Genomic DNA, 13414 nt, shown 5'->3' on the forward strand with positions numbered 1-13414 from the left:
GTGACGACCGTTCAGGGACATGAGGGTGACCTCGTCCTCAACGCGTTCGGGCAGATGGGCTCGCGCATCGACTGCGCCGGGTTCAACCGTCTCGACCTGGAGGGCCCGCAGGTGCTGTGGCTGGTCGCGGCCGGTGCCGTGGACCTGTTCGCGGTGGACGCCGGCCAGCAGGGCCACTGGCACCACCTCGGCCGGCTGGAGGCGGGCTCGCTGGTGCTCGGCCCGGTGCCGGGCCCGCAGCACACACTGGTGGCCCGGCCGCTGCGGGACTGCGTGGTGCACCGCATCGGCCTGCGCGAGCTGTACCAGCCCGCCGACACCGCTACGTGGTCGTACGACGAGTACGGCAATCCGCAGTACGTGCCTCCGACGACGAGCCCGCTGGAGTACGCGCTCGCCCTGGGCGTCGGCCGCAGTCTGTCCATCCTCTTCCAGGCGCCGATGGCCACCGAGCGGGCGGCCGCCCCCACGGACGACGACGTGTTCTGGATGCAGGTGCCGCCGGGCAGCGTGCAGTACGGCTCGCTGTACGGCGCGGAGGCCGCGGCCGACCTGCTGATGGACCCGGCGCTGTGGCAGAGCATGGTCGACCAGCAGTACCGGCTGCTGACCACGCTGGACCGCTGGATCGAGGAGCTGGAGAGCACCCACGAGACACGGACGGCCGAGGGCATCAAGGCCGGTGAGGCGGTCCGTGCCCAGGCCGACCAGACGCTGCTCGCCTCCATCGGCAAGCGGTCGTCGAAGCGCACCACGGCGGCCGATGCCGACGCCTCGTACGCGGCCTGCAAGCTGGTCGGCCAGGCGGCCGGGATCCCCCTGAACGAGCCCACGCAGAAGGGCACCGGCGGCGACCGTCTCGACCCGGTCGAGCAGGTCGCCCTGGCCTCCCGCGTCCGCACCCGGGCCGTGCGCCTCGACGGCCGCTGGTGGCGGGACAACGTCGGGCCGCTGGTCGGGCACCGGGCTCTGTCCGGTGCGCCGGTGGCGCTGCTGTGGCGGCGCGGCGGATATGTCGCCGTCCATCCGTCGACCGGCCGTGAGACGCCGATCGAGAAGGCCAACGCCGACGAGTTCGAGCCGCGTGCGGTGATGTTCTACCGCCCGCTGCCCGAGCGGAGTCTCAGCCCGCTCGGGCTGCTGCGGTTCTGTATGCAGGGCATGCGCGGCGACCTGACCGGCCTGCTGCTCAGCGGTCTGGTCACGGTGGCGATCGGCGCGATGGTGCCGATCGCGACCGGCAAGGTGCTCGGCGAGTTCGTGCCGAAGGCCCAGACGAGCCTGATCGTGCAGGTGTGCCTGGCGGTGATGCTCAGCAGCGTGGTGGCGGCGGCCTTCATGCTGTTGCAGAACCTCACCATCCTGCGGATCGAGGGCCGGATCGAGGCGACGCTCCAGCCGGCCGTGTGGGACCGGCTGCTCAGACTGCCGACGCGGTTCTTCACCGAGCGCTCCACCGGCGAACTGGCCAGCGCGGCCATGGGCATCAGCTCGATCCGCCGGCTGCTGGCGGGAGTCGGCCCGACGGTCGCCCAGTCGGTGACCATCGGGGCGATGAACCTCGGGCTGCTGCTGTGGTTCAGCGTGCCGATGGCGATGGCCGCGATCGGCATGCTCGTCGTCATCGCGGCCGTGTTCCTCGGGCTCGGACTGTGGCAGGTGCGCTGGCAGCGCCGTCTTGTGGTGCTCTCCAACAAGCTGAACAACCAGGCCTTCCAGACCCTGCGCGGTCTGCCCAAGCTGCGGGTGGCCGCCGCCGAGAACTACGCGTACGCCGCGTGGGCGTCGGAGTTCGCGCGCAGCCGTGAGCTCCAGCAGAGGGTCGGCCGCATCAAGAACCTCTCGACGGTGCTGGGCGCGGTGTATCTGCCGCTGTGCACGCTGCTGATGTTCATGCTGCTGGCCGGCCCGGCCCGGGGCTCGATGTCGGCGGCCTCGTTCCTCACCTTCAACACCTCGGTGACGATGGTGCTGACCGCCGTCACACAGCTGACCGGCTCGTTCGTCTCCGCGGTGGCAGCGCTGCCGTTGTTCGAGGAGATCAGGCCGGTGCTGGACGCGACGCCGGAGGTGCGCACGGCGAGCACGCGGCCGGGTCCGCTGTCCGGCGCGATCGAGGCACGGCGGGTGTCCTTCCGGTACTCGGACGACGGTCCGCTGATCCTGGACGAGGTGTCGTTCGAGGTGAAGCCGGGCGAGTTCGTCGCGGTCGTCGGCCCCAGCGGCTGCGGCAAGTCGACGCTGCTGCGCCTGCTGATCGGCTTCGACCGGCCGCTGTCGGGCAGCGTGCTGTACGACGGGCAGGACCTGGGGGCACTCGACCAGTCGGCGGTGCGCCGCCAGTGCGGTGTGGTGCTCCAGCACGCGCAGCCGTTCACCGGCTCGATCCTGGACGTGATCTGCGGCACCGAGCCGTACACGCCGGAGGAGGCGATGGCGGCGGCCGAGATGGCCGGGCTCGCCGAGGACATCAAACGGATGCCGATGGGGCTGCACACCATCGTCTCGGGCAGCGGTGCCGTCTCCGGCGGTCAGCGCCAGCGGCTGATGATCGCGCAGGCGCTGATCCGCCGGCCGCGCATCCTCTTCTTCGACGAGGCGACCAGCGCCCTCGACAACGAGACCCAGCGCACCGTCATCGAGAGCACCAAGGCGCTCAACGCGAGCCGGGTCGTCATCGCGCACCGGCTGTCCACCGTGATGGACGCCGACCGGGTCGTGGTGATGGAGGAGGGCAAGGTCATCCAGCAGGGCCCGCCCGCGCAGCTGCTCGCCGACACCAGCGGCCGGCTGCATGAGCTGGTGCGACGGCAGATGGCGTGAGAGGTCACTCCGCCCCGGGCACCGGGGCGCCCGAGGGCACGCCGGCCTCGACGTAGGCGGCGTACAGCTCCCGCCAGGGCGCCTCGGCCCCGGCGTGCGGACCGGCGGTCTGCTCGCCGCGCGCCCTGGCGTCCAGCGCGGTCAGGCACACCTCCCAGCCGGCGCCGTTGCGGGCGGCGGTGTTGTCGGCCTGGAGGACGTTGGTGAGCGTGAGGCGGGTGCGCTTGTCCCCGGTCTCCTCCAGGTCGAAGTGCAGTTCGTCCCCGTCCCACTCGAACGACAGGTGCCGGGGCGGGTCGACGGCGATGACCCGGCCCGTGGAGTCCGCCATGTGCGGGTCGCCGCTGAACCTGACCGTGCCGCCGGGGCGCAGCTCGATCTCGGCGCGGGAGGGGAACCAGCGCTCCAGTTCGTCCGGGTCGGTCACGAACTGCCAGACGCGGTCGAGGGGATGGTCGTAGGTGCGGCTGAAGCGGACGGCGGGGCGGCCGTCGTCCAGGGTCAGATAGGTGCCGGTGAGTTCGGCTGCCATGGGGGATCAGTCCTTCGGTGTGGGTGGTTCCGTGGTGTCCGGCGTCTCGTCGAGGCGGCGGCCCAGCGCGTCGAGGCTCTCGTTCCAGAGCTCGCGGTAGGGGGCGAGCCAGGCGTCGAGTGCGGCGATCGGGCCGGGGTCCAGGGCGTAGACGCGTCGCTGCGCGTCCTGTCGCACCCGGACCAGGCCTGCCTCGCGCAGCACCTTCAGGTGCTTCGACGTGCTCGGCTGGCTCAGTCCGCACGCCTCGACGATCTCACCGACGGCCCGGGGCCGCTCCAGGAGCAGAGCGACGATGGCCCGCCGGTGGGGATCGGCGAGGGCGGTCCAGAGGGCGGCGTCGGACATGCCTTCAATATGCGCCTGCGGTTATATGCCTGTCAAGGAATATAGCTCGGATGCTTGTGGCCGATGGCGTGACTTCGCCGTACTCCACGCCCGATTCCGTTGCTCCGGCGCGAATTTGGGTACCTCCGACCAATGCGAATCAGCGTGATGGATGTGGGATCGAAGACGGTCAGACTCGTCGTCTCGGACGCGGAGGACGGCGTACCGCTGCCGGTGCACACCGCGAAGTGGCGACTGAGGCTGTCCGAACAGGTCACACCGGGGGGACCCATCCCTGAGCAGGCCGTCGGGCAACTCGTGGACGCGGTGGCCGAGGCGAGCAGGACCGCCACACGGTGGGGGGCCGCCGGCCCGCTCGCCTTCGCGACCGCCGTGGTGCGTAACGCGCCGAACCGTCACGAGGTGCTGCACACCGTCCGGGCCCGTACCGGCGTGGACCTGTGCACCCTGCCGGGCGAGGTCGAGGCCGAACTGACGTTTCTCGGGGCCCGGCGCTGGATGGGCTGGCGGTCGGGACCGCTCGCCCTGCTCGACATCGGCGGCGGCTCACTGGAAGTCGCCTTCGGGCGCGGCCGGTTGCCCGACTTCGTGGCGTCGCTGCCGCTGGGCGCGGGACGGCTCACCCACGAGTTCTTCGAGGCCGAGGACCCGCCGTCGCCGGAGCGGGTGCGGGCGCTGCGCCGCAGGGTCCGCCATCAACTGCGGGACGTCGCGGCGCGGATCCGCTGGGAGGGCCCGCGTACCGCGGTCGCCACCTCCCGCACGTTCCAGCAGCTGGGCCGGCTGTGCGGGGCCGCACCCGGACGCCACGGCCCGTTCGTGGACCGGGAACTGCACCGCGGGGGACTGCGGGAGGCGATCGCGACACTGACCGCCCTGCCCGCCGCCGAACGCGCCCGCCTGCCCGGCATCTCCGCGCCGCGGGCCGCCCAGAGCCTCGCCGGCGCGGTGGTCGCGCACACCGCGATGAAGCTGGCCGGCATCAGGTCCGTCACGGTCTGCCCCTGGGCGATCCGCGAGGGCGTGCTGCTGCGCCACATCGAGGACGGCCCGTCCTGGTGGGCGGAGGTGACCCGCCGCAACGAGGAGTCCACCCCTCCTGACCCGGTGCCCCTGCGCATCGCGGCCGCCGCGGCCAACTGATCACGGCGGACGGAACCGACGTACCGAACGCGGAAGGGAGACCCCCGTGTCCCACGACCAGAACCAGGACGCCTCCGGCAAGCAGCCCGAGACGGCGCTCGACGAGGTCCTGCGCGAGATCGAGGACGCCGAGAACCGCACCGAGGACTCCCCCGGGCAGCGACGTCACCGGGGTGAGGCCGGGGACGCCATCACGCCGAACGAGGGCGCGCAGGAGGAGTCCGAGGGAGAGTGACCCGGGCGGGTGACCAGGGCGGGTGACCAGCCCCCGCCCGGGTACCCGGCGCCCATGGAGCACGACCGCGACGAACCGCCGCTGCCCACCCCGCGCGGCCCGCTGAGCCGGGGTGTCGAGGCGTATCTTCGGGCCGCGGGCCCGCTGCCCCGCCCGGAGGAAGCGGCCCGGGCCGAGGTGTACGGCGACGATCTCCAGCTCGCCCTGTACCTGTGCTACGAGCTGCACTACCGCGGATTCGCGGGCGTGGCCCCGGAGCTGGAGTGGGACCCCGGCCTGCTGCGCGTCCGAGCGGCCCTGGAGCACCGCTTCCTGTCCGCGCTGCGCACCGACGCCAAGGTCCACGACAGCGTGGACGAGGCGCTGCGGGGTCTGCTGGTGGAACCCGTCCACGGCACGGGCGTCACGCACTTCCTGCGTGCCGAGGGCGAGCTGTGGCAGGTGCGCGAGTACGCGGCCCAGCGCTCTCTGTACCACCTCAAGGAAGCCGACCCGCACGCCTGGGTGCTGCCGCGGCTGTGGGGCCGGGCGAAGGCGGCGATGGCGGCGGTGGAGTTCGACGAGTGGGGCGGCGGCCGCGCCGACCGCGTTCACGCGCGGCTGTTCGCCGACCTGATGGCGGACCTGGGCCTGGACACCGCCTACGGCCGCTACCTCGACGCGGCGACGGCGGAGGCCCTGGTGACGGTGAACCTCATGTCTCTCTTCGGCCTGCACCGGGCCCTCAGGGGCGCCCTGGTCGGCCACTTCGCGGCAGTCGAGATCACCTCGTCACCGGGGTCGCGGCGGCTCGCCGAGGCGATGCGCCGCACGGGCGCCGGGCCGGCTGCCGAGCACTTCTACGACGAGCACGTCGAGGCCGACGCGGTCCACGAGCAGGTGGTGCGCCACGACGTCATCGGCGGCCTGCTGGAGCGGGAGCCGCAGCTCGCCCCGGATGTCGCCTTCGGGATCGACGCCACGGAGTTCGTCGAGGACCGCTTCGGCACCCGGCTGCTCACCGACTGGCGCGCGTCACTTTCGTCACTGTATGCACCACTTGCTCAGGAGATAACCCATATCTCTTGACGGCCGGGGTACCCGAAGCGGCGTGAATCCACTGGCACCCCCGGGCGTCTACGCCCCGCAGGAGGACACCGAGCTGCTGGTCGGCGCCCTGTCGGACGAGCCGCTGCCCCCGGGCGCGGAGGTCCTCGACGTGGGCACCGGGACCGGCGCCCTGGCCTTGGCGGCCGCTCGCCGCGGTCTCCGTGTGACCGCCGTGGACGTCTCCCGGAGCGCCGTGTGGGCCGCGCGACTGAACGCCCGGCTGGCGGGACTCCCCCTCCGCATCCGGCACGGCAACCTCTTCGATCCCGTGCGCGGGGAGTCGTTCGATCTGATCCTGGCCAATCCGCCGTACGTGCCGGCGCCGGAGGGCGGCAGGGAGCCGCGCGGCTCGGCCCGCGCCTGGGACGCCGGCCAGGACGGGCGGCTGGTCGTCGACCGGATCTGCCGGGAGGCACCCGCGCTCCTGCGTCCGGGCGGGGTGCTCCTGCTCGTGCAGTCGGCGCTGAGCGACCCGGACCTGACGGTCGGGCAGTTGCGGGCGTCCGGCCTGAAGGCCGCGGTGATCAGCCGGCACCGGATCGCGTTCGGGCCGGTGCTGCGCGGCCGGGAACGCTGGCTGCGGCAGCGGGGACTGCTGCCCGCCACCGAGAACAAGGAAGAGCTGGTGGTCGTCCGTGCCGAACTCCCCGTCTGACCGGTCCGCGCCGCCGCGGCGCGTCACCGTCCAGCGCAAGGGCCCGCTCCTGGTGGAGGGCCCGGTGGAAGTGGAGCTGGAGGACGGCTCGGTCGTCCGCTCCGACCGCTTCCGTGTGGCCCTGTGCACCTGCCGGCGCAGCCGCCGTTACCCGTGGTGCGACACGAGCCACCGCGACCGGGCGTGACCCGGCTGGCCCGACCGGCCCGACCGGCCCGACCGGAAGCAGAGCCCGGGGGCCGACGGGCGGCCCCACTCCGCCCGCCGGCCCCCTGTACGAGATCGCAGATCCCCGCGACGGCAACCCGGCTCCCCAGCAACGGGCCGCCTACTTCACGGGAACGGCGCGATCCCGGTCTCAGAACGCGAAGAGGCCCGAACCGTGGGCGTTCTTCACGCAGTCATTGGAGAAGGTGCGCTCGTACGAGACGCGCTTGCCCTGCCAGACACCGTCGACGGTGATGACCACGGGGTCGTACTGCTTGGTGCACATCACTCCGTCCCTGGCGGTCAGGGCGTCGATGTTCCCGCCGACGCCCAGTAGTTCCGTACAGGCCGAGCCGGCGGCCGGGTGCGTGCCGCCCGGCCTCGGGGCACAGGTCAGGGTGACCGCGCGTTCCGGGGTCACGGCGATCGCGCTCTCACCGTGGCCCACCGTGAGTACGAGGGCCGACGGGGCGTAGAGCGCGGTGGGGGCCTGACCCGGACCGGCGAGCGCGGACCCGGTGAGGGGTCCGCAGACGGCGGTGGCCGTCATGCCGAGGATCATGGCCCAGCGCGCGGTGTTCCGCATTGTGTGCATCCTTCCGCTCGATTACAGGGTGTGCCGACCCGTGCTCGTTCGGTGCCGGATCGGCGAGCGCGAGTCTGCCGAGTCCCCCGCCGAAACACACATCGACCCCACCGGTTTCAGTAACATTGCGTGTTGAATCAGTGGCGTGAAGTTACGGAATCTGCCCGAGTGAAGCCCGTAACCGCACGGCTTTCGGGGGCACGATGCGGCCAGATGGCCGATTTCCGGCTGTTCGTTAATAGGCCTGAAACATTCCGATTCCGCTCTCAGCCGACCACTTCGCAGCCCCTTGTGTTCATGCTCGAGTCGAGTAATCGTCATTACATGATTACGAATGAGCAGCGAGAGAAACTGCGCGGCTGGTTCGCCGGCCGCCTCCCCGACGACCTCTTCGAGGAACTGACCGAGCTCACGGTCGACCGCGAGGAGATCACCGTGATCGGCCGCATCCCCGCACCCCGGCTGGCTCAGGACGCTCCGGACGCCGAACGGGAGGCGGCCCTGGAAAGCCGGGTGCAGGAGTTCCGGGAGCGCACCCGCGAGGACCGGATGGCCGTGGCCCGGGAGGCCGAGCACCGGTTCGGCCGGAAGGTGTCCTGGGGTGTGGAGTGCGGTGGGCGGCGCGCACTCTTCACACACGTGGCCGCGCCGGTGATGACGCGGCTGCGCCAGCCGGAGCGCCAGGTCCTCGACACCCTGATCGCCGGCGGCGTCGCCCGCAGCCGCAGCGACGCGCTGGCCTGGTGCGTGCGCCTGGTCCAGCGTCATACGGACGACTGGCTCGCGGAGTTGCGCGATTCCCTGGAACACGTGCAGCGGGTGCGGGCCCAGGGGCCGGACGCCGACACGGACCGCACGCCGCCCGCGGACGACGAGGAGTGACCGAGGAGTGGAGGAATCGTCCAGCCGCAACGCCGAGAATGGATGATCCGTCCTCTGGCGTCACCGACCCTTGATCGTTTACGGTCGGCAGACCCCATGAGGACGGCATCCGCGCGCCGCCGCACACCCCGGCGCCGGCGGGCGGCCGTCCGCTCAAGTCGTCGCGTCACACCGCGCTCCGCCGAACCGTCCCCGCTGGAGCCCTCTTGTCCTCGCCGGCCGAACGCCCCGCAGACGCCGAACGTCCCGAAGACTCCGGCCGCCTCTCCCCCGCCGCGGCTCCCCCGTCCCTGACGGAGGTCGAGACCCACGGCGTCGACCGGATCCCCGACGCCGAGCGCTCCGCGACCCCGCTGGATCTGTTCCGGCTCTCCTTCGGCGGCGCCAACACCTTCTCCACCTGCGTCCTCGGCGCCTTCCCGATCCTGTTCGGCCTCTCCTTCTGGCAGGGCCTCGCGGCCACCCTCCTCGGGGTCGTCGCCGGTGCGCTGATCCTGTGTCCGATGGCGGTGTTCGGCCCGGTCAACGGCACCAACAACGCCGTCTCCTCGTCCGCGCACCTCGGGGTGCACGGCCGGGTGGTCGGCTCGTTCCTGTCCCTGCTGACGGCCGTCGCGTTCTTCTCCATCTCGGTGTGGAGCTCCGGCGACGCCCTGGTCGGCGGCGCCCACCGGCTCTTCGGACTGGCCCGGGACGACCTGTCCTACGCCGTCGCCTACGCGCTGTTCGCGGTGCTGGTCCTCGCCGTGTGCGTGTACGGCTTCCGGTTCATGCTGTTCGTCAACAAGATCGCGGTGACCTCGGCGAGCGCCCTGTTCCTGCTCGGCGCCGTGGCGTTCGGGGGTGACTTCGACCCGTCGTACGCGGGCGTCTTCACCGACTCGGCGGACGCGGCGACGGCGGACCTGTTCTGGCCGTCGTTCATCGGAGCGGCGCTGATCGTGCTGTCGAACCCGGTGTCGTTCGGAGCGTTCCTCGGCGACTGGTCGCGCTACATCCCGGCGAGCACCCCGCGCCGGAGGGTGGTCGGGGCCGCTTTCCTGTCGCAGCTCGCGACGCTGCTGCCGTTCCTGTTCGGCCTGACGACCGCGAGCGTCATCGCGGACAGGGCGCCGGAGTACGTCGATCCGGCGGCCCCCGACTTCGTGGGCGGGCTGCTCGCGATCTCCCCGGGCTGGTTCTTCCTGCCGGTGTGCCTGCTGGCGCTGATCGGCGGCATGGCGACGGGCACGACGGCTCTCTACGGCACCGGGCTCGACTTCTCGTCCGTGTTCCCGAGGCTGTCCCGGGTCCGGGCGACGCTGCTGGTCGGCGCGTTGTCGATCGCGTTCATCTTCGCCGGCCGGTTCGGGCTCGACCTCGTGCGCTCGATCTCGACCTTCGCCACGGTGATCATCACCTGCACCACACCGTGGATGGTCGTGATGATGCTGGGCTACTGGACGCGCCGCGGCTGGTACGACCCGGAGGCGCTCCAGGTCTTCAACCGCCGTCAGCGCGGCGGCCGTTACTGGTTCGCGCACGGCTGGAACTGGCGGGGCATGACCGCCTGGTGGGTGTCGGCGGTGCTCGGCGTGCTGTTCACCAACATCCCCGGGCAGTTCGTCGGCCCGCTCGGTGACCTGGCGGGCGGTGTCGACATCAGCCTGCCGCTGTCGCTGGCCGTGGCGGCGGTGCTCTTCCTGGCCCTGCTGTGGCTGTTCCCCGAACCCCGGGCGGTGTACGGCCCCGAGGGCGCCCGGCTGGCCCGGACCGTCGAGGTGCCAGTGCCGCCGATCACCGGGTGTGCCGACCAGGTCGAGCGACTGCACGAGCCGGCGGCCCGACCCTGATCACTCCCGTCCTGCCTACCGGTCGGTATGGTCGGCGTACTGCGCGTTCTCAGCGACGAGAGGCGGGACGGACGACATGGCGAAGCACTGGGCGGACTTCCAGTACGAGATCTATCTCAACGGGATGACGGGCGCCGTGCCGCGCCTGCCCACCGATCTGACCCGGCTGGAGGAACTGACCGAACAGCGGCTCGGGCCCGGCCCGGTCGGCTATGTGGCGGGCAGCGCCGGGAACGGCAGCACCGCCCGCGCCAACCGGGCGGCCCTGGAGCGTCGCCGGATCGTGCCGCGCATGATGCGGGACGTGCACGCACGGGATCTGTCGGTCGAGGTGCTGGGCCGCGCCCTGCCCGCCCCGCTGGCGCTGGCCCCGGTCGGCGTGCTGTCGATCATGCACCCGGACGCCGAACCCGCCGCCGCCCGGGCCGCCGCCGCGCAGGGCGTGCCGTACATCCTGTCGTCCGCCTCGAGCACGCCCATGGAGCAGGTCGCCGAGGCGATGGGCGACGCCGAGCGGTGGTTCCAGCTGTACTGGCCCAAGGACCCGGAAGTGGCCCGCAGTTTCCTGAGCCGGGCGAAGGCGTCCGGGTTCAGCGTGCTCGTGGTCACCCTGGACACACCGCTGCTGTCGTGGCGGCCCCGGGATCTCGACCAGGCCTACCTGCCCTTCCTCCACGGCGTCGGAACGGCCAACTACTTCTCGGACCCTGCCTTCCAGGCCGGTCTGGCCAAGCCGGTGCACGAGGACCCGAACGCGGCCGTGATGCGTTTCGTCGGCATGTTCTCCGACCCGGCCAAGTCCTGGCCGGACCTGGCGTTCCTGCGGGAGAACTGGGACGGCCCGATCGTCCTCAAGGGGGTCCTGCACCCGGACGACGCGCGGCTGGCCGCGGATGCGGGCATGGACGGCGTCGTCGTCTCCAACCACGGCGGCCGCCAGGTGGCGGGGTCCGTGGCCGCCGCCGACGCGCTGCCCCGTGTCGTGGACGCCGTCGGCGACCGGCTCACCGTCCTCTTCGACAGCGGTGTCCGCACCGGCGACGACATCTTCAAGGCCCTCGCGCTGGGCGCGCGGGCGGTGCTCGTCGGACGCCCGTACGTCTACGGTCTCGGCCTCGACGGGCAGCCCGGCGTCGAACACGTCATCCGCTGCCTGCTGGCCGAACTCGACCTCACCCTGGCCCTGTCGGGCCATGCCACGCCTTCGACGGTCGGTCCGGCCGACCTGACGGAGGAGCCGGTCTGAGGCGTGGGCGGGGGCGAGGCCGAGTTCACCGCTCGGCCGTTCAGCGGTTCGGCGCTGTCACCTGCCGTGCGGTCGGGACGTCTGCCTCCGCGATCGACAGGGAACCCGCCGCCGTGGGCACGGGCTCCGGCTGCCAGCGCTGTTCGTCGGACCGGTCGCGGACCTTGACGACGATGTCGGCGCCCGGGTCGTCGTTGGTGGAGGTGAGGGCGAGCTGCTCGTCCCAGCGGGGCAGCAACTCCCCTTGCACGGTGAGGTCGTAGCGCACGTCCTCACCGCGCTCGGCGTCCTCCTCGGCGCAGGTGCCGAGCACGACGACGCCGGCGTCCTTGTGCGAGTCCAGACAGAGCCCGGGATCGGCGACGCTGCGCAGCAGCCCGTCGTTCTCGTACGTCCACTGCTGGGTCCAGGCCGTCGAGCACGAGGCCAGCTTCGCCCCCGAGCCCTCCTTCGGCAGGTCCCGGATGTCGAGGCACAGGTCGGCGCCCGCGTTGCGCAGCCGCGTCACGCCCGGGGCCGTGGGCAGCACGGCCGTGTCCGGTGGTGTCACGGACCCGCCGCCGTTGCCGCCGGCGGCGCTGTTGGAACCGGCCGGGTCGGCCTGGCCGCCGTCGTACGACGACGCGCTGATGATGAGCACCGTCGCCAGCACCCCGGCCGACACCGCGCCGACGCCCGAGAGCAGCGCCCGGGAGGAGCGCAGCGCGTCCGGGATCCGGACGCCCGGGGCCCGGCGGACGGGCATGGGGATCCTGGACAGCAGACGGTGGCGTGGGCTACCGGACCGCCCGCCGCCGCGCCGGCCGCCGCGACCGCCGCGCGTACCGTGCCCGGCCCGGCCCGGACGCGAGTCGAGGTAGCGGCGGGCGCCCCAGCCGAGCACCGCCTCGGCGATCAACGGGCCGAGACCGCTCTCGAAATGGCTCAACTGCTCGGCGGCGTTGCGGCAGTAGCGGCACTCCGCCAGATGCTGCTGGACGTCCGGCAGCAGTGCGCCGCCCCGACGGATCGGGACGTCGAGGAGGCGGTTGTAGAACCGGCAATCATGAGTCGGCGCGAGTTCACGATGGGCATGTACACAACCCTCGCGGAATTTGTCCCGCGCCTGTTCGAGGGCGGCCGACGCGATGTCGGTGTCCATGCTCAGCAGGCCGGCGGGGACGCTTAAAGGATCTGCCTCGACCTCGACGTGCCAGAGCAAACAGCGCGCGGCGGCGGGAAGTGCCTGGAATGCCCGCTCCGCGAGTGCCCGGTTTTCGGGCGTCATGGACGTCGCCGCGCGCAGCCCGCGCCCTCCGGCCGGTTTCTGCAGCGCCGGCAGTACGGCGGATATTCGATCGTCGCCGGACCACTCCCGGATCGTGTCGCGCACGGTCACCAGAAGGACCGGGCGCAGCGCGACGGCCGAGTCGCCGAAGGCCACGCGGTTGAGGGTCCGGTGGAAGGCGGTCCCGGTGACCATGGCGGCGACCTGCGCCGACGAGGCGAGACAGATGACCGCGTAGTCGTGCACCGGCTGCCAGTGCCGCGCCGTCAGCATCGCGACGGAATGGGCGGCGACCTCGCCCTCCGGGGTGCCTCTCAGCGGGGCGGCGAGTGATTCATCGGATTCCCCGGGATCCCCGCCGGGCGGGGGATACGGGGGACGAGGGGGGTGGGGGGTGGGCACTGAGATGGTTCCTTCCCACGCGCAGGTGACACACAGAAGTCCTGCCGCCGAAAAAGGAGCCCGGTTGGTGCGAACCTTTTCTGGCGCGGCGCGGGAGGTGCGAATTCACCGGCGGCGAATCGGACCCGGTCCACAAATCACGTGCGACACCCGGCCATTCCCCCCGC

Annotated in this window: 13 protein-coding genes; 9 read left to right on the forward strand and 4 right to left on the reverse strand. The window is 72.0% G+C overall.

Features of this window, described 5'->3' with window-relative positions; all coding sequences use genetic code 11:
- Window positions 1–2823: an NHLP bacteriocin export ABC transporter permease/ATPase subunit gene (locus ACIBK5_RS24695; protein ID WP_399022499.1), complete on the forward strand. Its 2823-nt coding sequence runs from the start codon at window positions 1–3 to the stop codon at window positions 2821–2823.
- A 4-nt stretch (window positions 2824–2827) separates the two neighbouring features.
- Here ACIBK5_RS24695 and ACIBK5_RS24700 read toward each other — a convergent pair whose 3' ends face one another.
- Both ACIBK5_RS24700 and ACIBK5_RS24705 read right to left on the reverse strand, forming a co-directional pair.
- A complete protein-coding gene (locus tag ACIBK5_RS24700) occupies window positions 2828–3355 on the reverse strand; it encodes an SRPBCC family protein (RefSeq protein ID WP_399022501.1) in 528 nt (175 codons plus the stop codon).
- Between the two features lie 6 nt (window positions 3356–3361).
- Window positions 3362–3703 (reverse strand): ArsR/SmtB family transcription factor, encoded by a 342-nt coding sequence (locus ACIBK5_RS24705; protein WP_399022503.1) that lies wholly within the window; start codon window positions 3701–3703, stop codon window positions 3362–3364.
- 132 nt (window positions 3704–3835) lie between these two features.
- Between ACIBK5_RS24705 and ACIBK5_RS24710 the strand changes: the two genes are divergently transcribed.
- The 5 genes from ACIBK5_RS24710 to ACIBK5_RS24730 are packed head-to-tail and all read left to right on the forward strand — an operon-like array spanning window position 3836 to window position 7012.
- The gene (locus ACIBK5_RS24710; RefSeq protein ID WP_399022505.1) at window positions 3836–4846 is read left to right on the forward strand and encodes a Ppx/GppA family phosphatase; all 1011 of its coding nucleotides are present in this window, start codon (window positions 3836–3838) and stop codon (window positions 4844–4846) included.
- 46 nt (window positions 4847–4892) lie between these two features.
- On the forward strand, window positions 4893–5081 hold the full coding sequence (locus ACIBK5_RS24715; RefSeq protein WP_399022507.1) for a hypothetical protein: 189 nt from the start codon (window positions 4893–4895) through the stop codon (window positions 5079–5081).
- Between the two features lie 54 nt (window positions 5082–5135).
- Window positions 5136–6149, forward strand: a complete 1014-nt coding sequence (locus tag ACIBK5_RS24720; RefSeq protein ID WP_399022509.1) for an iron-containing redox enzyme family protein — start codon at window positions 5136–5138, stop codon at window positions 6147–6149.
- 22 nt (window positions 6150–6171) lie between these two features.
- Window positions 6172–6825 (forward strand): HemK2/MTQ2 family protein methyltransferase, encoded by a 654-nt coding sequence (locus ACIBK5_RS24725; protein WP_399022511.1) that lies wholly within the window; start codon window positions 6172–6174, stop codon window positions 6823–6825.
- Complete coding sequence (locus ACIBK5_RS24730) at window positions 6806–7012, forward strand: CDGSH iron-sulfur domain-containing protein (protein WP_184587059.1); 207 nt, start codon at window positions 6806–6808, stop codon at window positions 7010–7012. The genes ACIBK5_RS24725 and ACIBK5_RS24730 overlap by 20 nt, the downstream gene beginning before the upstream one ends.
- Before the next feature lie 171 nt (window positions 7013–7183).
- Here ACIBK5_RS24730 and ACIBK5_RS24735 read toward each other — a convergent pair whose 3' ends face one another.
- Window positions 7184–7618: a protease inhibitor gene (locus ACIBK5_RS24735; protein ID WP_399022514.1), complete on the reverse strand. Its 435-nt coding sequence runs from the start codon at window positions 7616–7618 to the stop codon at window positions 7184–7186.
- 324 nt (window positions 7619–7942) lie between these two features.
- Between ACIBK5_RS24735 and ACIBK5_RS24740 the strand changes: the two genes are divergently transcribed.
- The 3 genes from ACIBK5_RS24740 (at window position 7943) to ACIBK5_RS24750 (ending at window position 11578) form a co-directional block, all read left to right on the forward strand.
- Window positions 7943–8500 (forward strand): hypothetical protein, encoded by a 558-nt coding sequence (locus ACIBK5_RS24740; protein ID WP_399022515.1) that lies wholly within the window; start codon window positions 7943–7945, stop codon window positions 8498–8500.
- A 206-nt stretch (window positions 8501–8706) separates the two neighbouring features.
- Window positions 8707–10332 carry a purine-cytosine permease family protein gene (locus tag ACIBK5_RS24745; protein WP_399022517.1) on the forward strand — a complete coding sequence of 542 codons (1626 nt, stop codon included), beginning with the start codon at window positions 8707–8709 and terminating at the stop codon, window positions 10330–10332.
- A 76-nt stretch (window positions 10333–10408) separates the two neighbouring features.
- Entirely contained in the window at window positions 10409–11578 is a 1170-nt protein-coding gene (locus tag ACIBK5_RS24750; protein WP_399022519.1) for a lactate 2-monooxygenase, read from the forward strand.
- Window positions 11579–11618: 40 nt separating this feature from the next.
- Here ACIBK5_RS24750 and ACIBK5_RS24755 read toward each other — a convergent pair whose 3' ends face one another.
- Window positions 11619–13247, reverse strand: coding sequence for an RICIN domain-containing protein (locus tag ACIBK5_RS24755; protein ID WP_399022521.1), 1629 nt, complete (start codon window positions 13245–13247; stop codon window positions 11619–11621).
- Between the last annotated feature and the right edge of the window lie 167 nt (window positions 13248–13414).

This window comes from Streptomyces sp. NPDC050546 (assembly GCF_044457425.1).
Lineage (GTDB): Bacteria > Actinomycetota > Actinomycetes > Streptomycetales > Streptomycetaceae > Streptomyces.

Coding starts and splice junctions, on each gene's coding strand:
- ACIBK5_RS24700 (WP_399022501.1), bottom strand. CDS start 3,355: ATGGCAGCCGAACTCACCGGCACCTATCTGACCCTGGACGACGGCCGC.
- ACIBK5_RS24705 (WP_399022503.1), bottom strand. CDS start 3,703: ATGTCCGACGCCGCCCTCTGGACCGCCCTCGCCGATCCCCACCGGCGG.
- ACIBK5_RS24710 (WP_399022505.1), top strand. CDS start 3,836: ATGCGAATCAGCGTGATGGATGTGGGATCGAAGACGGTCAGACTCGTC.
- ACIBK5_RS24720 (WP_399022509.1), top strand. CDS start 5,136: ATGGAGCACGACCGCGACGAACCGCCGCTGCCCACCCCGCGCGGCCCG.
- ACIBK5_RS24735 (WP_399022514.1), bottom strand. CDS start 7,618: ATGCGGAACACCGCGCGCTGGGCCATGATCCTCGGCATGACGGCCACC.
- ACIBK5_RS24740 (WP_399022515.1), top strand. CDS start 7,943: ATGATTACGAATGAGCAGCGAGAGAAACTGCGCGGCTGGTTCGCCGGC.
- ACIBK5_RS24750 (WP_399022519.1), top strand. CDS start 10,409: ATGGCGAAGCACTGGGCGGACTTCCAGTACGAGATCTATCTCAACGGG.